The organism is Stenotrophomonas rhizophila, from assembly GCF_001704155.1.
Taxonomy (GTDB): Bacteria; Pseudomonadota; Gammaproteobacteria; order Xanthomonadales; family Xanthomonadaceae; genus Stenotrophomonas; species Stenotrophomonas rhizophila_A.
Genome location: NZ_CP016294.1, coordinates 3,101,667 through 3,122,991 on the forward strand (window position 1 = coordinate 3,101,667; position 21,325 = coordinate 3,122,991).

General features: G+C 68.1%; 21 protein-coding genes. 4 read left to right on the top strand and 17 right to left on the bottom strand.

The genetic code is table 11. From position 1 onward, the window contains the following. Positions 1 to 8 precede the first annotated feature (8 nt). Entirely contained in the window at positions 9 to 2,456 is a 2,448-nt protein-coding gene (locus BAY15_RS13915; RefSeq protein ID WP_068853611.1) for a ligase-associated DNA damage response DEXH box helicase, read from the top strand. After that, the gene (gene pdeM, locus BAY15_RS13920; RefSeq protein ID WP_068853612.1) at positions 2,446 to 3,090 is read left to right on the top strand and encodes a ligase-associated DNA damage response endonuclease PdeM; all 645 of its coding nucleotides are present in this window, start codon (positions 2,446 to 2,448) and stop codon (positions 3,088 to 3,090) included. The genes BAY15_RS13915 and pdeM overlap by 11 nt, the downstream gene beginning before the upstream one ends. Positions 3,091 to 3,115: 25 nt before the next feature. Here pdeM and BAY15_RS13925 read toward each other — a convergent pair whose 3' ends face one another. From BAY15_RS13925 to rlmD, 8 genes are all read right to left on the bottom strand, one after another. Then, complete coding sequence (locus BAY15_RS13925) at positions 3,116 to 3,382, bottom strand: hypothetical protein (protein WP_068853613.1); 267 nt, start codon at positions 3,380 to 3,382, stop codon at positions 3,116 to 3,118. Between the two features lie 78 nt (positions 3,383 to 3,460). Next, positions 3,461 to 4,681 carry an FAD-dependent oxidoreductase gene (locus tag BAY15_RS13930; RefSeq protein ID WP_068853614.1) on the bottom strand — a complete coding sequence of 407 codons (1,221 nt, stop codon included), beginning with the start codon at positions 4,679 to 4,681 and terminating at the stop codon, positions 3,461 to 3,463. A gap of 66 nt (positions 4,682 to 4,747) precedes the next feature. Beyond that, a complete protein-coding gene (locus tag BAY15_RS13935) occupies positions 4,748 to 4,954 on the bottom strand; it encodes a cold-shock protein (RefSeq protein ID WP_068853615.1) in 207 nt (68 codons plus the stop codon). A gap of 88 nt (positions 4,955 to 5,042) precedes the next feature. After that, positions 5,043 to 5,789: an S-methyl-5'-thioinosine phosphorylase gene (locus tag BAY15_RS13940; RefSeq protein ID WP_068853616.1), complete on the bottom strand. Its 747-nt coding sequence runs from the start codon at positions 5,787 to 5,789 to the stop codon at positions 5,043 to 5,045. Between the two features lie 9 nt (positions 5,790 to 5,798). Further along, entirely contained in the window at positions 5,799 to 6,353 is a 555-nt protein-coding gene (locus BAY15_RS13945; RefSeq protein ID WP_068853617.1) for a hypoxanthine-guanine phosphoribosyltransferase, read from the bottom strand. Further along, positions 6,353 to 7,360, bottom strand: coding sequence for a beta-N-acetylhexosaminidase (gene nagZ, locus BAY15_RS13950; protein WP_068853618.1), 1,008 nt, complete (start codon positions 7,358 to 7,360; stop codon positions 6,353 to 6,355). The genes BAY15_RS13945 and nagZ overlap by 1 nt, the downstream gene beginning before the upstream one ends. 91 nt (positions 7,361 to 7,451) lie before the next feature. Beyond that, positions 7,452 to 7,940 (bottom strand): CYTH domain-containing protein, encoded by a 489-nt coding sequence (locus BAY15_RS13955; RefSeq protein ID WP_068853619.1) that lies wholly within the window; start codon positions 7,938 to 7,940, stop codon positions 7,452 to 7,454. Position 7,941: 1 nt separating this feature from the next. Further along, positions 7,942 to 9,276 (bottom strand): 23S rRNA (uracil(1939)-C(5))-methyltransferase RlmD, encoded by a 1,335-nt coding sequence (gene rlmD, locus BAY15_RS13960; RefSeq protein ID WP_068853620.1) that lies wholly within the window; start codon positions 9,274 to 9,276, stop codon positions 7,942 to 7,944. A gap of 137 nt (positions 9,277 to 9,413) precedes the next feature. On the opposite strand from rlmD, the gene BAY15_RS13965 reads away from it, so the two are divergent. Continuing rightward, positions 9,414 to 10,142, top strand: coding sequence for an Hpt domain-containing response regulator (locus tag BAY15_RS13965; protein WP_068853621.1), 729 nt, complete (start codon positions 9,414 to 9,416; stop codon positions 10,140 to 10,142). A gap of 3 nt (positions 10,143 to 10,145) precedes the next feature. On the opposite strand, the gene recO is transcribed toward BAY15_RS13965, so the two are convergent. The 9 genes from recO to rpoE all read right to left on the bottom strand — a co-directional run bounded on the left by recO (position 10,146) and on the right by rpoE (position 18,705). After that, entirely contained in the window at positions 10,146 to 10,868 is a 723-nt protein-coding gene (gene recO / locus BAY15_RS13970; RefSeq protein ID WP_068853622.1) for a DNA repair protein RecO, read from the bottom strand. A 33-nt stretch (positions 10,869 to 10,901) separates the two neighbouring features. Next, positions 10,902 to 11,798 (bottom strand): GTPase Era, encoded by an 897-nt coding sequence (gene era, locus BAY15_RS13975; protein ID WP_068853623.1) that lies wholly within the window; start codon positions 11,796 to 11,798, stop codon positions 10,902 to 10,904. Continuing rightward, the gene (gene rnc / locus BAY15_RS13980; protein WP_068853624.1) at positions 11,795 to 12,475 is read right to left on the bottom strand and encodes a ribonuclease III; all 681 of its coding nucleotides are present in this window, start codon (positions 12,473 to 12,475) and stop codon (positions 11,795 to 11,797) included. Before rnc ends, era begins: the two co-directional genes overlap by 4 nt. Beyond that, a complete protein-coding gene (locus tag BAY15_RS13985) occupies positions 12,465 to 12,848 on the bottom strand; it encodes a DUF4845 domain-containing protein (protein WP_068853625.1) in 384 nt (127 codons plus the stop codon). The genes rnc and BAY15_RS13985 overlap by 11 nt, the downstream gene beginning before the upstream one ends. Positions 12,849 to 12,882: 34 nt before the next feature. Then, a complete protein-coding gene (gene lepB / locus BAY15_RS13990; protein WP_068853626.1) occupies positions 12,883 to 13,677 on the bottom strand; it encodes a signal peptidase I in 795 nt (264 codons plus the stop codon). A gap of 24 nt (positions 13,678 to 13,701) precedes the next feature. Continuing rightward, positions 13,702 to 15,492, bottom strand: coding sequence for a translation elongation factor 4 (gene lepA, locus BAY15_RS13995; protein ID WP_068853627.1), 1,791 nt, complete (start codon positions 15,490 to 15,492; stop codon positions 13,702 to 13,704). A gap of 146 nt (positions 15,493 to 15,638) precedes the next feature. Further along, positions 15,639 to 17,162, bottom strand: a complete 1,524-nt coding sequence (locus tag BAY15_RS14000) for a DegQ family serine endoprotease (protein WP_068853628.1) — start codon at positions 17,160 to 17,162, stop codon at positions 15,639 to 15,641. Between the two features lie 92 nt (positions 17,163 to 17,254). Continuing rightward, positions 17,255 to 18,088, bottom strand: a complete 834-nt coding sequence (locus tag BAY15_RS14005) for a sigma-E factor negative regulatory protein (RefSeq protein ID WP_068853629.1) — start codon at positions 18,086 to 18,088, stop codon at positions 17,255 to 17,257. Beyond that, positions 18,085 to 18,705 (bottom strand): RNA polymerase sigma factor RpoE, encoded by a 621-nt coding sequence (gene rpoE, locus BAY15_RS14010; RefSeq protein ID WP_068853630.1) that lies wholly within the window; start codon positions 18,703 to 18,705, stop codon positions 18,085 to 18,087. The genes BAY15_RS14005 and rpoE overlap by 4 nt, the downstream gene beginning before the upstream one ends. A 236-nt stretch (positions 18,706 to 18,941) precedes the next feature. On the opposite strand from rpoE, the gene BAY15_RS14015 reads away from it, so the two are divergent. Then, positions 18,942 to 21,005 (top strand): 3-hydroxyacyl-CoA dehydrogenase NAD-binding domain-containing protein, encoded by a 2,064-nt coding sequence (locus BAY15_RS14015; RefSeq protein ID WP_068853631.1) that lies wholly within the window; start codon positions 18,942 to 18,944, stop codon positions 21,003 to 21,005. Positions 21,006 to 21,325 lie beyond the last annotated feature (320 nt).

Genomic DNA, 21,325 nt, shown 5'->3' on the forward strand with positions numbered 1-21,325 from the left:
GCGACGCGATGGCGCGGCTGGCGGCGTGGTTCGCCAGCCGTGGCTGGTCGCCGCTGGCGTTCCAGAAAACGATGTGGCGGCACTACCTGGCCGGCGAATCCGGGCTGCTGCACACGCCTACCGGCAGCGGCAAGACGCTGGCGATGTTCGGCGGGCCGCTGCTGCAGGCGCTGGTCGATCCGCTGCCGCGCGCACCGGGTACGCGCGCTGGCAAGACCGTGCCGGCGCTGCAGGTGCTGTGGATCACCCCGCTGCGCGCGCTGGCCAGCGATACCGCACGCGCGCTGCGTGAACCGCTGGCGGCGCTTGGGCTGGACTGGCAGGTGGGGCTGCGCACCGGCGATGCCAGCGCGCGCGACAAACGCCTCGCCCGCGAAGGCCGGGTGGATGTACTGGTGACCACGCCCGAATCGCTGGCGCTGCTGCTGAGCTACCCCGATACGCAGGAGCGCATGCGCCGGCTGCGCTGCGTGGTGGTGGATGAGTGGCATGAGCTGCTGGGCAACAAGCGCGGCGTGCTGCTGCAGTTGAATCTGCGTCGCCTGCGTGATGCGCTGCCGGCGCTGCAGGTGTGGGGCCTGTCGGCCACGCTCGGCAACCTGGACGAAGCGCGCGAGGTATTGCTGCCCGATGTGCCCGACGCGCCGCTGGTGTCGGGGGCGCGGCCACGCCCGGTGAAGGTGGAAACGCTGTTGCCCGCGCATGGCGAGCGCTTTCCATGGGCGGGCCACCTCGGCCTGTCGCAGCTGCAGCGGGTGCAGCAGAAGCTGTTCGCGGTCGGCACCAGCCTGCTGTTCACCAATACCCGGGCGCAGGCCGAACTGTGGCACCAGGCACTGTCGGCGGTGTGGCCCGAAGACCCGGCCACGCTGGGCCTGCACCACGGCTCGTTGGACCCGGTGCAGCGCCGCACCGTCGAGCAGGGCCTGCGCGACGGGGCACTGCGCTGCGTGGTGGCCACCTCCAGCCTCGACCTGGGGGTGGATTTCCCGGCCGTCGACCAGGTCCTGCAGATCGGCAGCCCGAAAGGCATCGCGCGGCTGGTGCAGCGCGCCGGGCGCGCGCGGCATCGACCGGGGGAATCGGGCCACATCGTCTGCGTGCCGTCGCACGCGCTGGAGCTGGTGGAATACGCCGCCGCGCGGCGTGCACTGGCCGCTGGCGTGATCGAAGCGCGGCGCCCGCTGCGGTTGTCGCTGGATGTGCTGGCCCAGCACTGCGTGAGCTGCGCGTTGGGCGGCGGCTTCCGCGCCGAGGAGCTGCTGGCCCAGGTGCGGCGCACGCACGCGTTCGCATCGCTGGAGCTGGCGCAGTGGCAGGGCGTCCTGGACTTCATCGTGCAAGGCGGCCAGGCGCTTGCGCAGTACCCGGACTTCCACAAGGTGGTGCGCGACGACGACGGCATCTACCGCGTGAACGACCGCCGCGTGGCGCTGCGCCACCGGCTGTCGATCGGCACCATCACCAGCGATGGCAGCGTCATGGTGCAGTTCCTGCGCGGCGGCCGGCTCGGCAGCGTGGAAGAACAGTTCGTCGGTCGCCTGCGCCCCGGCGACCGCTTCCAGTTCGCCGGCCGGCTGCTGGAGCTGGTACGGCTGGAGAACCTCACCGCTTACGTCAGGATGGCGCGTGGCGGCGATGGCGTGGTGCCGCGCTGGCAGGGGGGCCGCCTGCCGCTGTCGGAGGCGCTGGGCCACGAAATGGAAAGCGTGCTCGCGGCCGCGCCGGACAGCCCCGAAATGCACTGGCTTGCACCGCTGCTGCGCCTGCAGGCACGCGTATCCGCGCTGCCCGGCCCGTCACTGCTGCTGGTGGAAAGCGTGCGCCGCCGCGAAGGACAGTTCGTGTTCGTGTATCCCTTCGCGGGGCGCCAGGTCAACGAGGGGCTGGCGGCGCTGATGGCGATGCGCTGGACGCGCCTGCAGGCCAATACCTTCGGCTACGCCGCCAACGACTACGGCTTCGTGCTGGCACCGGCGCGCGCGGTGGAGGTGGATGCGGCGCAGGTAGCGGCGCTGCTGCAGCCGGAGGGTCTGTTCGAGGACCTGCGCGACAGCCTCAACCTGGGCGAGCTGGCACGCCGCCAGTTCCGCGATATCGCGCGTGTGTCCGGGCTGTTGATCCCCGCGTTGCCAGGCCGCACGCCACGCAGCCTGCGCCAGCTGCAGGCGTCGGCCGGCCTGCTGTATGACGTGCTGCGCCAGCATGATCCCGGGCACATCCTGCTCGGCCTGGCCGAACGTGAGGTACTGCATGAGCAGCTCGACCTGACCTGCCTGGCCGAAACGCTGCGCCGCTGCCAGGGCCGCACGTTGTGCGTGCAGCACCCGGCAACGCTGGGGCCCTTGTCTTTCCCGCTGTGGGCCGAGCGCCTGCGTGGGCAACTCAGCAATGAAGACTGGAAGACGCGCGTGCTGCGCGCCGTGGGCCAACTGGAGAAACGCCATGCCGACTGACGTCGTGACCGAGATCGCGGGCGAGCAGGTCCGCCTGCTTGGCGCGCGCGCGCTGTACTGGCCGGCGCGCGAAGCGCTGCTGATTGCCGACCTCCACCTTGGCAAGGCCGATCTGTTCCGGCGCGCGGGCATCGGGTTGCCCAGCGGCGGCACCGGTGATGATCTGGCGCGGCTGTCTGCACTGGTGGCCGACCGCCCCGTCCGCACGGTATGGATCCTGGGCGATGTGCTGCATGGCCCCGCGCATCGGGCCGCGTGGTATCGGCAATGGCAGGCATGGCGGGAGCAGCATCCGCGACTGGAGATCGGCGCAGTGGCCGGCAACCATGACCGCGTGCTGCCCAAGGCCGACCTGGGCATCACCCTGCTCGGCGAACGCGTCCAGGAGGGGCCGTTCCTGCTGCGCCATGATCCACAACCGCATCCCAGCCTGCATGTGCTGTGTGGCCACCTGCATCCACTGGCCCGCCTGCCGGGCATGCAACGACGCTGGCCGGCCTTCTGGCTGCGCGAACGCTTGACCGTGCTGCCGGCTTACTCGCGCTTCACCGCCGGCATCGCACCGGTCGTGGGCGCCGGCGAGCAGCTGGTCGCGTGCGTCGACGACGACGCGATCGCGCTGCCGGCACGTTGACGCCGGCACGCGCGGGTACGGCGGCCTACGCCGCCGAAGGGAGCGCTTCCATCAACAGGATCTGCGGGGCATCGGGATTGCGCCGCACGGGACAGCGCTGCACCTCGGCCAGCATGGAACGCGCTGCGGCGCGGATGCGGGCGTGGTGTTCGGGGGCGGCATGGGTGATCAGACTGGTGACATGGAAGTCGAACACATCTTCCATCACATCCGGCTGATCCTCGTGGAGCATCTGCAGCAACCCGCGCAGTTTGCGGATTTCAGAATCGAGAACGTCGGCCGGAAACAGCATGTCTTTCTCCTTGGGGGCAACAACACAGCATTGTTCTTGTGCCACAAGGCAAGTGACCCTGCCGTCAACGGCCGCCATTCATGTGCTCATCGCCTCGACGAAACCCGGCGACAATCCCAGCGTGCCCCACCAGCCGCGCTGGGTGCCGCTGAGCACGCGCAGCATGTGGCCGCGACCACCCGGCAGCCGACCCATCGGCTGGAACAGCACATCGCGTGCGTGCGCGAGCAGGTCGCGCTCGGACTGGAACACCGGGGTCAGCCACCGGCTCCAGAACTGGTAGATGCCCACGTGTGCACTGCGCTGCGCCTGGTAGGCCTGCAACGCGGCATCGGCAGCGTCGTGCGCGCGCAGCGCATCGCGCAGCGCCAGCGCGTCCATCAGCGCCATGTTCACGCCCTGCCCCAGCTGCGGGCTCATGGCATGCGCCGAATCCCCGGCCAGCACCAGCCGGTCGCGGTGCCAGCGGCTCATCACGGCATCCCGGTAACCGGCACGCGCCAGCTGCGCGCCATCACGCACGTCCTGCAGGCGCAAGTGCGCCTGCGGCCACAGCGCGGCGATCTCCTCCAGCCAGCGCTGCATGCCATCCCGTTCCCACTGCTCGAACTGCGCGCGCGGCAGGCTCCAGAAGAAGCTCAGGCGCGGCTGCGCATCATCGGGGCGGGTGCCGACCGGCAACAGCCCGATCATCTTGCGCGCCGCCACGTAGCGCTGCCGCAGCTCGTCGTGATGCGGCCAGTCGCCACGCGGCAACAGGCACCACAGCGCACCCCACGGGTATTCGCGGTCCAGCCGCGTGCCCTGCACCAGCGTGCGCAGCGACGAGGCCGACCCATCGGCGGCGATCACCAGGTCATACGGGCCGTGCCAGTGCCCGCGTGCGTCGCGCACGCGGCCATTTTCGGTATCCACATCGACGATGGCGGTGTCGGCCTGCAGGTTGCCCGGGTGCTCCCAGGCCTGGGCCAGCAGCGAGAACAGCGCGCCGCGCTGCATGCCGATGCCGTGCAGGTGCGCGTGCAACGCCGCATAGCGCATGTCCATCACCGCGCGCCCGCACGGCGTTTCACCGTACAGCCGGCGCACCGGCGCGCCGTGCTGCAGCACCCGTGGCAGCAGGTCCATCTGCCACAGCACGTCCAGACCGCTCGGCTGCAGCAGGAACCCCGCGCCGACCGGACCCGGCTTGGGCGCGCGCTCGAACACGTGCACATCGTGATGGTCGCGTGAAAGAAGAATCGAGAGCGCCTGGCCCGCCGTTCCGTAGCCAACGATGGCAATCGTACGTTTTTTCATCTGACGTCCTGTCCGGCATCAAAAAAAACCCCGCCGAAGCGGGGTTTTCCTTGCGCTACGGTGGAGTTACTCCGCCGGCGCGATGTTCGAGGCCTGGGCGCCCTTCGGACCCTGGCTCACTTCATAAGTGACCTTCTGGCCTTCCTGCAGGCTGCGGAAGCCCTTGGAGTTGATCGCGGAGAAGTGCGCGAAGACATCAGCGCTGCCGTCATCCGGCGAGATAAAGCCAAATCCCTTGGCGTCGTTGAACCACTTGACGGTACCGTTCGGCATGGTAATGCGAGACCTTCTTCAATGAATGGGTGGTGTACGCTCAACCAGCGCACTGGCGGAGTATGCAAAGCTTGTCATGCAATGACAATCATCCGCGTGCCAATTCGCCAATCAGTTCCGGCAATCCGGCCGAAGCCGCGTCAACATTGGCCAGTACTTCGGCCATCGTGATCTCGTCGCCATCGCCACAGCCGGCCGCCCAGTTGGCCACGATCGCCAGGCAGGCGTAGTCCAGGCCCAGCTCGCGGGCCAGGCCGGCTTCGGGCATGCCGGTCATGCCGACCAGGTCGCAGCCATCACGGCGCATGCGCGCGATTTCCGCATTGGTCTCCAGCCGCGGCCCCTGCGTGGCCCCGTAGCAGCCGCCGTCCTGCAGGCGCACCCCGGTGACCTTGGCCGCCGCCAGCACCTTGCTGCGCAGCATCGGCGTGTACGGGTGGCCGAAGTCCACATGCAGCACCTCGGTGCCCGGCTCCTCGCTGAGCGTGGAGATGCGGCCCCACGTGTAATCGATCAGCTGGTCCGGGCAGGCCAGCACGCGCGGACCGAACTGCTCGGTGATGCCGCCGACGGTGTTGAGCGCGAGCACGCGGGTGGCTCCGATCTGCTGCAACGCAGCAAGATTCGCGCGGTAATTGATCTTGTGCGGCGGCAGCGAATGACCTTCGCCATGCCGGGCCAGGAACGCCACGCGCTGGCCGAGCAGCGTGCCGACCCGGATCGGGCCGGACGGCGTGCCGTAACGGGTTTCGACCACGTGGCTGTTCACGTCATCGAGCTGGGCCAGCTTGTACACACCGGTGCCGCCGATGACGGCCAGGGCAATAGGGTCCATGGGCGCTGCTTATTCCTTCATCGCGTAGATGGCCGGCACGCCACGCAGCGCTTCGTTGACGTCCATGCCGAAGCCGAACACGTAACGGTCCGGCAGTTCGACACCGGCGTAGTCCGCCTTGACGTCGGGCAGCGCGCGGTCGTGCTTCTTCACCGTCATCGCGGCGATGCGCACATCGGTGGCGCCCTGCTCCAGGCACCAGGTGCGCACGCCCTGCAGGGTGAAGCCTTCGTCCAGGATATCGTCGACCAGCAGCACGCGGCGGCCGAATAGCGAGGTGGCCGGCTTGTGCTTCCAGACCAGCTCGCCGCCGGTGGTTTCACCGCGGTAGCGGGTGGCGTGCAGGTAATCGAACTGCAGGTCCTGGCCGCGCGCGCCCAGCTCCAGCGCCAGCTGGCCGGCGAACGGCAGCGCGCCGTGCATGATCGACAGGAACAGCGGGACCTCGCCCTTGTAATCCGCCGCGATGGCATCGGCGATGGCCGCGATGGCCGCATCGATGGTGGGGCGGTCGACCAGCAGGTCGGCCTGGGCCAGGGCCTGGGAAATGGTGAGGTTGGGCATCAGACGTTTCTTCCAAGGGTGTCGAGCAAACGGGATTGGGAGGTGCCATGGCGGGCATCGGCCAGCAGGCCGTCCCAGCCAAGCGCGCCCCGGCCGATCAGGCCGAGCAGCGCAGCAGTATTGAGGGGGCGGCCGTCGACCGCGAGCAGCGCCTCGTCGACCAGTTCCGGGTGGCAGACCAGCACCACGTCGCAGCCGGCATCCAGGTGCGCATGCACGCGCGCCTGCACGCCCCCGGCGGAGAACGAGGCGGCCATGCCGATGTCGTCGGAGAAGACCACGCCACGGAAGCCCATTTCCCCGCGCAGGATCTGCTGGATCCAGCGCGACGAGTAACCGGCCGGTTCCGGTGCGACCTGCGGGTAGACCACATGGGCCATCATCACCGCGTCGGCGCCGGCATCGATGCCGGCGACGAACGGCACCAGGTCCAGCGCCCGCAGCGCGTCGAGATCACGCGGATCGCTGGCCGCCGCCACGTGGGTGTCTTCCAGCACGCTGCCGTGGCCGGGGAAATGCTTGAGGGTGGCGGCCATGCCGACGCTGTGCATGCCGCGCACGTAGGCGCGGGTGAAGGCGGCAACGACCTCCGGGTCGGCACTGAAGGCACGGTCGCCGATGGCGCGGTTGCCGCGGCCCAGGTCGACCACCGGGGCGAAGCTGAGGTCCACGCCGCTGGCGCGCACTTCGCTGGCCATCAGCCAGGCGTGCTGTTCGGCAAGGGCCAGGGCTGCCTCGGGATCCTGTGCGTACAGGGAGTCGAAGCCCTGCAGCGGCGGCAGCGCGCTGAACCCTTCGCGGAAGCGCTGCACGCGGCCGCCTTCCTGGTCCACGCAGATCAGCAGCGGGCGCGGCGCGGCGGCGCGGATCGCGGCCGACAGCTCGGCGATCTGCTGGCGCGAGGCGAAATTGCGCTTGAACAGGATGACGCCGGACACGGCGTCGTGCTGCAGCCAATCGCGTTCCTGGGCGGTAAGTTCGGTCCCGGCAACGCCGATCACGAGCATGGGTCGATCTCCAAAGCGGGGCGCCGTGATGGCGCACTGCCGCATTGTCGCAGAAGGCGTGTCCCCGAGGCCACGGGCGCGGCGGGCGTATTCAGGGCCAGCGGCTGTAGGGGTTCGCGGCCAGGGCGAGGTTGTAGTACCGGACCTGGTCGGTCACTTCCTCCCCGACCCAGGACGGCAGGTCGATGGCCTGGTCGGCCTGGTCCAGTTCGACCTCGGCCACCACCAGCCCGGCGTTGTCGCCCAGGAACTCGTCCACTTCCCACAGCAGCCCGGCGTGGTGGACCAGGTGCCGGCGCTTGTCGATCAGGCCGCCCACGCACAGCGCCAGCAGCGCGCGGGCGTCCTCCACCGGGATCGGGTAATCGAATTCCTGGCGGGTGTGCCCGATCTCGCGCGATTTCATGTTGAGAAATGCCTCATCGCCCTGGATGCGCACCCGCACCGAGGCCTTCTGGGCGCCGCTGTCGATCGAGGCGGTGTCGTTGAGGTAGCCCTGTGCCATCGGAATGACCGCGTGCGCGGCGGCGCGCCAGTCATCGCCGGTGACCAGGAACTTGCGCTCGATCTCGATGCCCATCTCAACGCTTCTCGAAGACGGCGATGCTTTCCACGTGCGCGGTGTGCGGGAACATGTCCATCGCACCGGCCGACACCAGGGTGAAGCCCTGCTCGTTGACCAGGTAGCCGGCGTCGCGCGCCAGCGAGCCGGGGTGGCAGCTGACGTAGACGATGCGCTTGAACTGCTTGAGCGGCAACTGCTGCAGGACTTCGATCGCGCCCGAGCGCGGCGGGTCCAGCAGCAGCTTGTCGAAGCCCTGGCGCATCCACGGGGTCTGGCGCTGGTCCTGGGTCAGGTCGGCGGCAAAGAACTGCGCGTTGTCCAGGCCGTTGCGCGCGGCGTTTTCCCTGGCCCGCGCCACCAGCCCGGCTTCGCCTTCCACGCCCACCACTTCGCGCACGGTGCGCGCCAGCGGCAGGGTGAAGTTGCCCAGGCCACAGAACAGATCGAGCACGCGCTCGTCCGGGCCGGCGTCGAGCAGCTCGAGCGCCAGCGCGATCATCTTTTCATTGAGCTTGGCGTTGACCTGGATGAAATCCAGCGGGCGGAACGCCAGCTCCACGTTCCACGGCGCCAGCCGGAACGACAGCGGCACCTCGCCAGGCAGCAGCGGGTGCACCGATTCAACACCGCCGGGCTGCAGGAAGATCGCAAACCCGTGCTCAGCCCCGAACGCGGCCCAGGCCGCCTTGTCCGCATCGCTGAGCGGCAGCATGTGGCGGATGGTCAGCACGATCGCATCGTCGCCGGCAATGAACTCTACTTGGGGGATGTCGCGCTTGCCATCCAGGGATTCGATGAACGCCGACAGTGCCGCCACCTTCAGGCCGATTTCCGGGATCACGGTCAGGCACTGGCTCAGGTCCGCCACGAAGCGCGGGTCCTGTTCACGGAAGCCGACCAGGGTCTTGTCCTTCTTTTCCACCCGGCGCACGGAGAAGCGCCCCTTGCGGCGGTAGCCCCAGCTTTCGCCGACCAGCGGCGGCAGCACGGTTCCGGGGCTGACATGGCCGATCCGGGTCAGGTTGTCGAGCAGCACGCGCTGCTTGGCCACGATCTGCTGACCTTCTTCCAGGTGCTGCAGCACGCAGCCGGCACAGACGCCGAAGTGCGGGCAGCGCGGGGTGACCCGCTGCGGCGAGGGCTGCAGGACCTCCACGGTCCGCGCCTCGTCGAAATGGCGGTTGCGGGCAGTGGGCTCGGCGCGCACCACTTCGCCCGGCAGGGCGCCGGAAATGAAGGTGACCTTGCCGCCCTCGCCTTCACGGCGGGCGACGCCCCGGCCATCATGGCTGAGGTCGAGGATGTCGGTCTGGAACGGCGTCTTGTCGAGGCGGGAACGGGATCGGGCCACGTGGCAACAGGCTGCGGGCAAAAAGGGTGCGTATTGTCGCAGATACGCGCCGCGAGCTGCCGGGTGACCCCATCGGGAGGCTTGCAGGACGCCATATCGTGTTTAATATGGGCATAGCTGACATGGAGGCAGCCCCAATGCAGATGACCCCGAGGGCTCCCGTGCCCCGACTCCTGCTCGTCGAGGACGACACCATCAGTCGCGGCTTTTTCCGGGCCGCGCTGGAAACCCTGCCCGCGCAGGTGGAAACCGCCGATTCGCTGGTCACTGCCCTGGAACGGGGCCGCAACGGCGAGCACGATCTGTGGCTGATCGATGTGAACCTGCCCGACGGCAATGGCAGCCAGCTGCTGAGCGCCTTGCGGCTGACCCGTCCTGACACGCCCGCCCTGGCCCACACGGCCGATGGCGACACCAGCATCCATGCCCGCCTGCGGGATGACGGGTTCAGCGAAACCCTGGTCAAACCGTTGAGCCGTGAGCAGCTGCTGCAGGCCGTGCGCCGTGCGCTGGTCAACAGCCCCGGCAGCGCCGCCCGGGCCGTCGCCGCTGGCGGCAGTGAGCTCGAACGCGAGGACTGGGACGAAATCACCGCCCTGGCGGCCCTGAATGGGCAGCGCCATCACCTGATCGCCCTGCGCGAACTGTTCCTGGCAGAGCTGCCCGGGGTCCGCGACGCGGTGGCCCAGGCGGTACAGCAACACGATGTAGGCACCTTGAAGGGCCAGCTGCACCGGCTGCAGGCCAGCTGCGGCTTCGTCGGCGCCGCGCGCCTTGCGCGCGCGGTACGCCAGCTGCACCAGGCCCCCGAATCCAACGGCGCCCACACCCAGTTCAAGGCGGCCGTGGAGTCCCTGTTGCATTGAAGGTCACCGCCGCCGCGCCAGATCCTCCAGCATTTCCCACGACTTCAGCCCGCGCCCACCCAGGTGGTGCAGCAGCACCGCACGCATGCCTCGCCGCAGGCTGGCCAGATCCTCCGCGCCGGGCAGGACGTCGCCAGCCAACGCCAGCAACGCACTCCCGGTCGCCGTCCCCCGCCGCGGATCCACCCCGCGCTCGCTGAGCAACCGTCGCGGCCCTTCCAGCGGGTCCAGCTCATAACGCGCGGCGGGGTCGACCGGATCGCCATCGCTGCCATGGGTCAGTTCGAAGCCAAACCCCAATGTCTCCAGCAGGTCGCGCTCGAACCGCCGCAGCGTCCAGGCCAACGGCTCGGCGGCTGCCAGCCGCTGGCGCACCTGCCCGTAGTGGTCGTAGAGGTCGGGCAGCGGGTCCTGGCGGGGCGCCAGCCGCATCACCAGTTCATTGACATAGAAGCCGGCCAGCATGGCATCGCCGCTCAGCCGCGGCGCGGCATCCAGGGCCTCGGCCCCACGCAGCTGGGCCAGCTCGCCGCGCTGCACGGCGGCCAGGCGGATCCATTGCAGGGGCTGGAGGGCGGCGCGCAGCGCCTGGCTGCGCGGGCTGCTCACGCCGCGCGCCAGCAGCCCGATCCGGCCGTGCTGCTCGGTCAGGACCTCGACCAGCAGGCTGGTCTCCCGCCAGGGGCGGGCATGCAGCACGAAGGCCGGTTCGTCGTCGATGCGCATGGCCGGGGGCGGTGAGCGGCAACCCTGCCGGGTTTACTCGTAGCCGAAGGCCTTCAGCGCAGCTTCGTCGTCCGACCAGCCTTCGCGCACGCGCACCCAGGTTTCCAGGAAGACCTTGGCGTCGAACAGGCGCTCCATCTGCATGCGCGACTTCGCGCCGATGTCCTTCAGGCGGCTGCCGCCCTTGCCGATCACGATGGCCTTCTGGCCTTCGCGTTCGACCCAGATCACCGCACCGATGCGCAGCAGGTTGCCATCTTCGACGAAGCGCTCGATTTCCACCGTGGTGGCGTACGGCAGCTCTTCACCGAGCTGGCGCATCAGCTGCTCGCGAACCAGTTCCCCGGCCAGGAAGCGCTGGCTGCGGTCGGTGATTTCATCTTCGCCGAACATCGGCGGGGCTTCGGGCAGCAGCTTCAGGAGGTCGCGCACCAGCGCTTCCAGGCCGTTGCGTTTCTGCGCGGAGATGGGATGCACGGACGCGAACGTACGGCCTTCGGTGACCTGCTGCAGGAACGGCAGCAGGGCCGCCTTGTCCTTCAGTCGATCGACCTTGTTCACCACCAGCACCACCGGAATGCCGGCGTCGCTGAGCACGTTGAACGCCAGGGTGTCCTCTTCGTCCCAGCGGCCAGCCTCGATCACCAGCATGCCGGCATCCACGCCCTCGAGCGAGCCGCGCGCAGCGCGGTTCATCACCCGGTTCATGGCGCGCTTCTGCACGCGGTGCAGGCCGGGGGTGTCGACCAGCACCAGCTGGCCCTCCGGATAGCTGGCAATGCCCAGCAACCGGTGGCGGGTGGTCTGCGGCCGGTTGGAGACGATGCTGACCTTGGCGCCCACGAGGGCGTTGGTCAGGGTCGACTTGCCGACGTTGGGGCGGCCGATAACGGCCACGCTGCCGCAATGATGGGGAGTTGCTTCGCTCACTTGGAATCCAGTTGCTCGAGGGCGGCAGCTGCCGCCTGTTGTTCGGCCAGCCGTCGCGAGGCACCTTCGCCTTCGGTGCTGACAGCAGGATCGGCTACGCCGCAGCGTACCCGGAAGGTCTTGGCGTGATCGTCGCCTGATTCTGACACCAATTCGTACAGCGGCAATGCCTTCTGTCGGCCCTGCAGCCATTCCTGGAGCCGGGTCTTGGGGTCTTTTTCAGGCTTGCCGGTAGCCGGCAGCGCCTCCATGGAGGGGCCAAACCAGGGCAGCACCACGGCCTGGCAGGCGGCGAAGCCTGCGTCCAGGTAGATGGCGGCCACCACGGCCTCCAGCGCGTCGGCCAGGATCGAGTCCCGCCGGTGGCCCCCGGATTTCATTTCGCCCGGCCCGAGCGTGAGCCGCTCGCCCAGATGCAGGGTGCGGGCAATGACCGCCAGCGCGCCTTCGCGCACCAGCTCGGCCCGCGCCCGGGTCAAGGCGCCCTCGTCGGCCTTCGGCCAGCGCTGGTAGAGCGCCTGGGCCACCATCATGTTGACGATGCTGTCGCCGAGGAATTCCAGCCGCTCGTTGTTCGGCGTGCCGGCACTGCGATGCGTCAGGGCCTGCTGGAGCAGGCCCGGATCCTGGAAGGCGTGACCGATCTGGTCACCACGTTGATAGGTTTTAGTCGGCACCGCTGAGGGTCAATTCCTGGTGTGCATCAAATTTTCCAACCACGTCGAGGTTGCCCACCAGCGGGCGACGCACTTCGTAGTTGACCTTCATGTTCCAACCGCCACTGACGCGTTCGAACTTGACGTTGGCCGGCTTGACGCTCTCCGAATAGCTGATGTCCAGCCGGCGGAAGAACATTTCCTGCACCTTGCCCGGTTCCATGTTGGCCACGCCCGGTTCCTTGGCCACGCCCTTGAGCGCGGTCTTCACTGCGTAGAACTCGGAATACATCGGGAACAGCTTCATGCCGATGTACAGGCCGAACCCCACGATGCACAGCACGACCAGGAACGAGGTCAGGGTCATGCCACGCTGCGTCTTCATCGTCTTCATTGCGTTCTCCCCAGATACGCGTTTGCCATTGGAATCAGTTGATGCCGGTGCCGATGCGGGACGGTTCGAAACCATCCTTGCAGAACCAGCCCGAGCAGTTCAGCCAGATCAGGAACGCCTTGCCGCGAAGGTTCTCTTCCGGCAGCAGGCCCCAGAAACGGCCGTCATCGCTGTTGTCGCGGTTGTCGCCCATGACCAGGTACTTGCCCGGCGGCACGGTCCACTGGCCTTCGCCACGCGGATAATCGGTCTCCAGCACGGTATGGGTGCGGCCCGGCAGGTGCTCCACCAGCAGTGAGGCGCCCTCCCCCTGGCCACGGTGCCCAGCATACAATCCCTTGCTGTCGTACTTGAGCGGGGTGCCGTTGAGGATGACCCCATCGCCCTGGAAGGCGATTTCGTCGCCCGGGACGCCGATCACGCGCTTGATGAAGTTCTCGCCCCTGTTCGGGTCGTTGTCCGAATGGCCCGGGAAGTGGAACACCACCACGTCACCACGCGCCGGCTCGCCGATCGGGACGACCTTGGCGTTGTTCAGCGGCAGGCGCAGGCCATAGGCGAACTTGTTGACCAGGATGAAATCGCCGATCAGCAGGTTCGGCATCATTGAACTGGACGGGATTTTGTAAGGCTCTGCAATGAAGCTGCGCACCACCAGCACGATGGCCAGCACCGGGAAGAACGCCCGGGAGTAATCCACCAGTACCGGCTCGCTGTCCAGCAGGCCGGCCCGCGCCGCGCGGCGCTTGGCGAAGTACAGCTTGTCGGCCAGCAGGATCAGGCCCGAGGCCAGCGTCAGTACGACCAGCAGGATTTCAAACAGTTTCATGCAGTGTCCTTGGGAACGGGAGCCTTACTTGTCCATCTGCAGCACGGCGAGGAAGGCTTCCTGCGGAATCTCCACGCGGCCGACCTGCTTCATGCGCTTCTTGCCTTCCTTCTGCTTCTCCAGCAGCTTCTTCTTGCGCGAAACGTCGCCACCATAGCACTTGGCCAGCACGTTCTTGCGCATGGCCTTGACCGTGGTGCGGGAGATGATCTGCGAGCCGACGGCGGCCTGGATGGCCACGTCGAACATCTGCCGCGGGATCAGTTCCTTCATCTTTTCGCACAGCTCGCGGCCGCGCCGGTCGGCATGGCTGCGGTGCACGATCAGCGACAGCGCATCGACCTTGTCGCCGTTGATCAGCACGTCCACGCGGACGAACGGACCGGCGTCGAACCGCACGAACTGGTAATCCAGCGAGGCATAGCCGCGGCTGACCGACTTGAGCTTGTCGAAGAAGTCCAGCACCACCTCGGCCATCGGCAGCTCGTAGCTGATCTGCACCTGGCTGCCCAGGTAGTTGATGCCGATCTGGCTGCCGCGCTTTTCCTCGCACAGCTTGATAATGTTGCCGATGTACTCCTCGGGGGTGAGCACGTTGGCACGGATGATCGGCTCGCGGATCTCGCTCACCATGTTCACCGGCGGCAGCTTGGCCGGGTTGTCCATGTTGATGATCGTGCCGTCGGTCTTCAGGACTTCATAGATGACGGTCGGCGCGGTGCTGATCAGGTCGAGGTTGTACTCGCGCTCCAGCCGCTCCTGCACGATTTCCATGTGCAGCATGCCCAGGAAGCCGCAGCGGAAGCCGAAGCCCATCGCTTCGGAGCTTTCCGGCTCGAAGCGCAGCGCCGCATCGTTCAGGCGCAGCTTGTCCAGCGCTTCGCGCAGGTCCGGGTAGTCTTCGGCATCGACCGGGAACAGGCCGGCGAACACGCGCGGCTGCATTTCCTGGAAGCCGGGCAATGCCGACGGCGCCGGGTCGGCGGCCAGGGTCAGGGTGTCGCCCACCGGGGCACCATGCACGTCCTTGATGCTGGCCGTGACCCAGCCCACCTCGCCCGCGCGCAGGGCCGGCAGCACCTTGCGCTTGGGGGTGAACACGCCGACGTTGTCGACCTGGTGGTTGCGGCCGGTGGACATCACCTGCAGCTTGTCACCGGCCTTGATCTGGCCCTGCATCACGCGCACCAGCGAGACCACGCCCAGGTAGTTGTCGAACCAGGAGTCGATGATCAGCGCCTGCAGCTTGTCGGTATCGCGCGGCTGCGGGGCCGGGATGCGATGCACGATGGCTTCCAGCACGTCCACCACGTTCAGGCCGGTCTTGGCACTGACCGGCACCGCGTCGCTGGCATCGATGCCGATCACGGCTTCGATTTCGGCCTTGGCGCGCTCGATGTCGGCAGTGGGCAGGTCGATCTTGTTGATCACCGGCACCACTTCCAGGCCCTGCTCCACGGCGGTGTAGCAGTTGGCGACCGACTGCGCTTCCACGCCCTGCGCCGCATCCACCACAAGCAGCGCGCCTTCGCAGGCGGCCAGCGAGCGGCTGACTTCATAGGAGAAGTCGACGTGCCCGGGGGTGTCGATGAAATTCAGGTGGTAGGTCTGGCCATCTTTCGCCACGTACGGCAGCGACACCGACTGGGCCTTGATGGTGATGCCACGCTCGCGCTCGATCGGATTGGAGTCGAGCACCTGCGCCTCCATCTCGCGGGCCTGGAGGCCGCCGCAAAGCTGGATGATGCGGTCGGCCAGCGTGGACTTGCCGTGGTCGACGTGGGCGATGATGGAGAAGTTGCGGATGTTCCGCATCGAATCAGAGGACATAGGTGGCGGCGGCGCGGCGCGTCGTCAGGATAACGGCACATTATCGCATGGCCGACCCCTCCCCGCGTGCCGGGGGGCCAAATACGACCGGGCCCGCCGAAGCGGGCCCGGAAACGCAGCAGGGACGGGGTTTACTGCCCGGTTTTGACCGCCACGAAGGCGCTGTTGCTGCCCGCGCGCACCAGCAGCATCACCACATCGCCCTTCTTGTAGCCGCCCAGCGCCTTGTTCAGCGCAGCCACGCTGCCGACCGGGGTGCGCCCGACCTGCAGGATCACCATGCCCGGCGACAACCGGGCATCGCGGGCAGCCTGGCCCTTGACGTTGGTGATGCGCACGCCTTCACCCGCGTCCAGCCCCAGCTGCTGGCGCTGCGGGGCGGTCAGGTCGGCCACGTCCAGGCCCAGCAGGGCGTTGGCACCCACCTGCGGCGCCGCGTCGGCGGCAGCCGGACCGGCGGTGCCGCGGGCGGCATCCTCGGCCAGCTCGGTCAGGGTCGCGGTGATCTCACGCTCCTTCCCTTCGCGCAGCACGCCCAGGCGGACCTTGCTGCCCGGCGCCTGGGCGCCGATCAGCGGCGGCAGATCGCTGAAGGTGTTGATCGGGGTGCCGTTGACCGAGCGGATCACATCGCCGACTTCCAGCCCGGATTTGGCCGCGGCACTGCCCGGAACCAGTTCGTTGACCAGCGCGCCACGGCTGTCGGGCAGGTTGAAGCCCTGCGCAACATCGCCGGTGATGGCGCCCACGATCGCGCCCAGCTGGCCACGGCTCACGCGCCCGTTCTTCTTGATCTGCTCGACCGCACCCATGGCCAGGTCGATCGGGATCGCGAAGCTGATGCCCATGTAGCCGCCCGAAGCGGAGAAGATCTGCGAGTTGATGCCGACCACTTCACCGCGGGTATTGAGCAGCGGGCCACCCGAGTTGCCCTGGTTGATCGCGACGTCGGTCTGGATGAACGGCACGTAGCGCTGGTCCTGGCCGCCGGTGCTCCGCCCAACCGCACTGACCACGCCGGCGGTGACCGAGTGGTCCAGGCCGAACGGCGAGCCGATCGCGACCACCCACTGGCCGGGCTTGAGCGTATTGGAATCGCCCACGCGCACGGTCGGCAGGTTCTTCGCATCGATCTTGAGCAGGGCCACGTCGTACTGCTGGTCGCTGCCGATCACCTTGGCGGTGAATTCGCGGCGGTCGCCCAGCTTGACCTTCACTTCGCCGGCGTCGGCCACCACATGGTGGTTGGTCAGCACGTAGCCGTCGGGCGAGATGATGAAGCCCGAGCCCATGCCGCGGCCGCGGATGCTGGGACCTTCATCATCGCCACCGGGCTGGCCCGGCATCTGGAAGTCCGGGCCGAAGAAGCGGCGGAAGAACTCCGGCATCTCGTCATCGCCCGGACCGGGGCCGGCGCCGCGCGCCTGGCGGTTGCTGCGCACGATGGTGGTTTCAATGTTTACCACGCCCGGACCGACCTGCTCCACCAGGTTGGTGAAGTCCGGCAGGCCACTGACCAGCGGCGCGGCCGGCGCACGCGGGGCGGCGGCCACCTGCGCCGCAGGCGCGGTCGGGCTGGGCGACTGGGCACAGGCCACCAGCGGAAGGGTGATGGCCAGCAGGGCCATGGCGTGCGTGCGGATACGGGCGGTCATCAGACTCGAGCCTCCGGGTCAGGGATGTTCAGGGGAAGGGGTGGCGCTGCACGTCGCGTGCAGCGCCTGGATGTCGGGAATGGAGGCAAAGGTCAGTCGCGCTGGCGACGCACCGGCGGCGCGCCGGACGCGTCATCCTGCAGGCGCGGCTCGAACGGATAGAACGCCGCCTGGGGCTCCTGCGTGGAGAAGCTGGCATTGAGCGCCCCGCTGCTGCCCACCGTCGAGCGCGGCCACGGCCGGGCCTGCAGGTTGCCGACCTCACCGAACGGCAGGGTCCGGGCATCGGGGGCTGGCACCGACGGGGCCGGTGCAGGCTGGCTGGCCACCGCACGCACCGGTTCGGCGCTGCGGCCGGCCACGCTGCGCGCGGCGGCCTGCTGGGTGCGGGTGGCACTGCTACGGCGGGCATTGACGGCTGCGGCCGGCACGGCGGCCACGGCCAGGGCGGCATCGGCCACTACGGCGGCATCCAGCGGCGCGCGCGGCGGGGCCGGCGGCAGCTGCGCTTGGCTGGCGATGATCGTGGTCGGCTGCTCCGGCGGGGCCTGCCCGGGCAACTGCTCGCGGCTCATGAACAGTGCGATGGCGGCCACCGAGGCGGCCAGCGCGGCACCGCCACCCCAGCGCAGCAGACCGCCGCGGCGCTGGCGCGGCGCCGGCGTTGCGGCGACCACCGTGACCGGCTCGGCCGCAACAGCGGCCTGGATCCGGTCGGCAAAGCCCTGCGGCGCCGGCGCACAGGCCTGCCCGCGCAGCACATCGCCCAGCAGCTGCCAGCGTTCCTGGCAGCGGGACAGGTCTTCATCGTGTTCCAGGCGGCGCAGCAGGAACCGCGCCTCTTCCAGCGGCAGCTCTCCATCGACCAGTGCAGAAAGCTGCTGGCGGTGGTGGGCATCGAATTTGTCAGGCATCTGGTGGCTCATACGCGGCTCTTCTCGCGGGTGGCGCTGCCGACATCCAGCAGCGGCCGAAGTTCAGTGTCGATCGCCTCGCGGGCACGGAAGATCCGCGACCGCACGGTGCCGATCGGGCACCCCATCTTCTGCGCGATTTCTTCGTAACTCAGGCCCTCAACCTCGCGCAGGGTGATGGCCGATCTCAACTCTTCCGGCAACGCCGACACCGCCTTCATCACCGTCTGCTCCAGCTCCTGGCGCATCAACTCGCGTTCGGGCGTGTCGGTATCGCGCAGGCGGGTGCCGCTGTCGAACTGTTCGGCGTCCCCGATCTCGATGTCATCGGTGGGCGGGCGGCGGTTGTGGGCGGCTAGATGGTTTTTGGCAGTGTTCACGGCAATCCGGTGCAACCAGGTATAGAACTGGGCATCGCCGCGGAAACTGCCGATCGCGCGGTAAGCGCGGACGAACGTATCCTGGGCAACGTCCTGACATTCACTCCAGTCGGCGATGTAGCGCCCGATCAAGGCGACGATCCGATGCTGGTACTTGCGCACCAGCACATCGAACGCCGCGCTTTCGCCGCGCTGCACGCGCCGGACCAGCTCCAGGTCCAGCTCCTGTGGTGTTTCAACCTCGGCCATGGGGGGCCGCACTCCTGTCAGCCCAACCGACGTCGGGCAATGAGACTGCCAATCCCGGGAAAAGTTCAGCGCCGATCACCGCGCGCCGTACCAGCTTTTAACCACCGTTCCGTTAAGGTTCCAGATCACCGCCATGAACCGGCTGCTCCTCCCCCCAGCTATAGGGATTTGACGGGGAGGAAACAACCTCTGGATCATAGCCCCCTTCTCCATACACAACCGGATGGAACGCCTCCATGCTCTCAGGCTTCGATGGGCTCCGCTTCTCACATTGGCACCCCGAGATCCGTGACGATGGTGTCGTGGTGCTCAGCCTCGACCGCCACGACAGCAGCGTCAATGCGATGTCGCAGGACGTGCTGCTGGAACTGGGCGACCTGGTCGAACGCCTGGCGCTGGACCCGCCCAAGGCGGTGGTGGTGCAGTCGATCAAGCCGGCCGGCTTCATCGCCGGTGCGGACCTGAAGGAATTCCAGGAATTCGATCGCCGCGGCACCGTCAACGACGCCATCCGCCGTGGCCAGACCACCTACCAGAAGCTGTCCGAGCTGCCCTGCCCGACCGTGGCCGCCATCCATGGCCACTGCCTGGGCGGCGGCACCGAGCTGGCGCTGGCCTGCCGCTACCGCGTGGCCTCCAACGATCCCTCCACCCGGATCGGCCTGCCCGAAACCCAGCTCGGCATCTTCCCCGGTTGGGGTGGCAGCGCGCGCCTGCCGCAGCTGGTCGGCGCCCCCGCCGCCATGGACATGATGCTGACCGGCCGCAACCTGTCGGCATCGGCCGCCCGCAACATCGGCCTGGTCGACAAGGTCGTTGCCCCGGCAGTGCTGCTCGACACCGCCGTCGCACTGGGCCTGTCCGGCACCACCCGCCCGTTCAAACAACGCCTGACCGCCTGGGCCACCAACATCTGGCTGGCGCGCAGGCTGCTCGCCCCGCAGATGGCCAAGCAGGTCGCGCGCAAGGCCAAGAAAGACCACTACCCCGCCCCGTATGCCCTGATCAACACCTGGGCACGCACCGGCGGCAGCGGCATCCAGGCCCGCCTGGACGCCGAACGCCGCGCCGTGGTCAAGCTGGCCGGCACCCCGACCGCGCGCAACCTGATCCGCATCTTCTTCCTGACCGAGCGCCTCAAGGCACTGGGCGGAAAGGACCACGGCATCCGCCACGTGCACGTGGTCGGCGCCGGCGTGATGGGCGGCGACATCGCCGCGTGGTCTGCCTACAAGGGCTTCGAGGTCACCCTGCAGGACCGCGAACAGCGCTTCATCGACCCGGCCATCGAACGCGCCCAGGCCCTGTTCGCCAAGAAAGTGCGTGACGAGAGCAAGCGCCCCGCCGTCGCCGCGCGCCTCAAGGCCGACCTCGCCGGCGACGGCGTTGCCGTGGCCGATCTGGTGATCGAAGCCATCATCGAGGATGCTGAAGCCAAGCGTGGCCTTTACCAGACGCTCGAGCCGAAGATGAAGGCCGACGCCCTGCTGACCACCAACACCTCCTCCATCCCGCTGGTGGAACTGCGCGACCACATCCAGCGCCCGGCCCAGTTCGCCGGCCTGCACTACTTCAATCCCGTCGCCCAGATGCCGCTGGTGGAAATCATCCACCACGACGGCATGGCCCCGGAGACCGAGCGCCGCCTGGCCTCGTTCTGCAAGGCCTTGGGCAAGTTCCCCGTGCCCGTCGCCGGCACCCCCGGCTTCCTGGTCAACCGCGTCCTGTTCCCGTACATGCTCGAAGCGGCCACCGCTTATGCCGAAGGCGTGCCCGGCCCGGTCATCGACAAGGCCGCCGTCAAGTTCGGCATGCCCATGGGCCCGATCGAACTGCTCGACACCGTCGGCCTGGACGTCGCCGGCGGCGTCGGCAAGGAACTGGCTCCGTTCCTGGGCCTGCAGATCCCCGCTGCCCTGCAGACCGTCGAACCGGGCAAGCGCGGCAAGAAGGATGGCCAGGGCATCTACAAGTGGGACAACGGCCGCGCCCAGAAGCCGGACGTACCGGCCAATTACCAGGCGCCGGAGGACCTGGAGGACCGCCTGATCCTGCCGTTGCTCAACGAAGCCGTCGCCTGCCTGCACGACGGGGTGGTGGCTGACGCAGACCTGCTCGACGCCGGCGTCATCTTCGGCACCGGCTTCGCCCCGTTCCGCGGCGGCCCGATCCAGTACATCCGCGCCACCGGCGCCGATGCGCTGGTGGAGCGCCTGAAGGTACTGCAGCAGCGCCACGGCGACCGTTTTGCCCCGCGCCCGGGGTGGGACGCGGCGGTGTTGCGTGAGCCGGTGATCTGACGGTTGATTGACCAAAACAGAAACGCCACCGCCCGGTGGCGTTTCTGTTTGCCGTTGGTTGGTTGATCCCGATCCCAATGGGCCGGTAACGGTCACTGGCCTCTGGTTGGTTGATCCCGATCTGCGGACGTTACGTAACAATTCGTAGCCTCGGCCGTTGGCCGGACACCGCGCGCAGCGCGGCCCAAGCATCCGAAGGCGGTTGCGCAACGATCGCCACCATCCACCCGGCGTTTAAACGTTCCGAAGCCGTCCGTCCGGGGTCATGAACGCCTGAAACACGATTTCGGTATGGTCCAAACGTCGGGTGGATGGTCGCG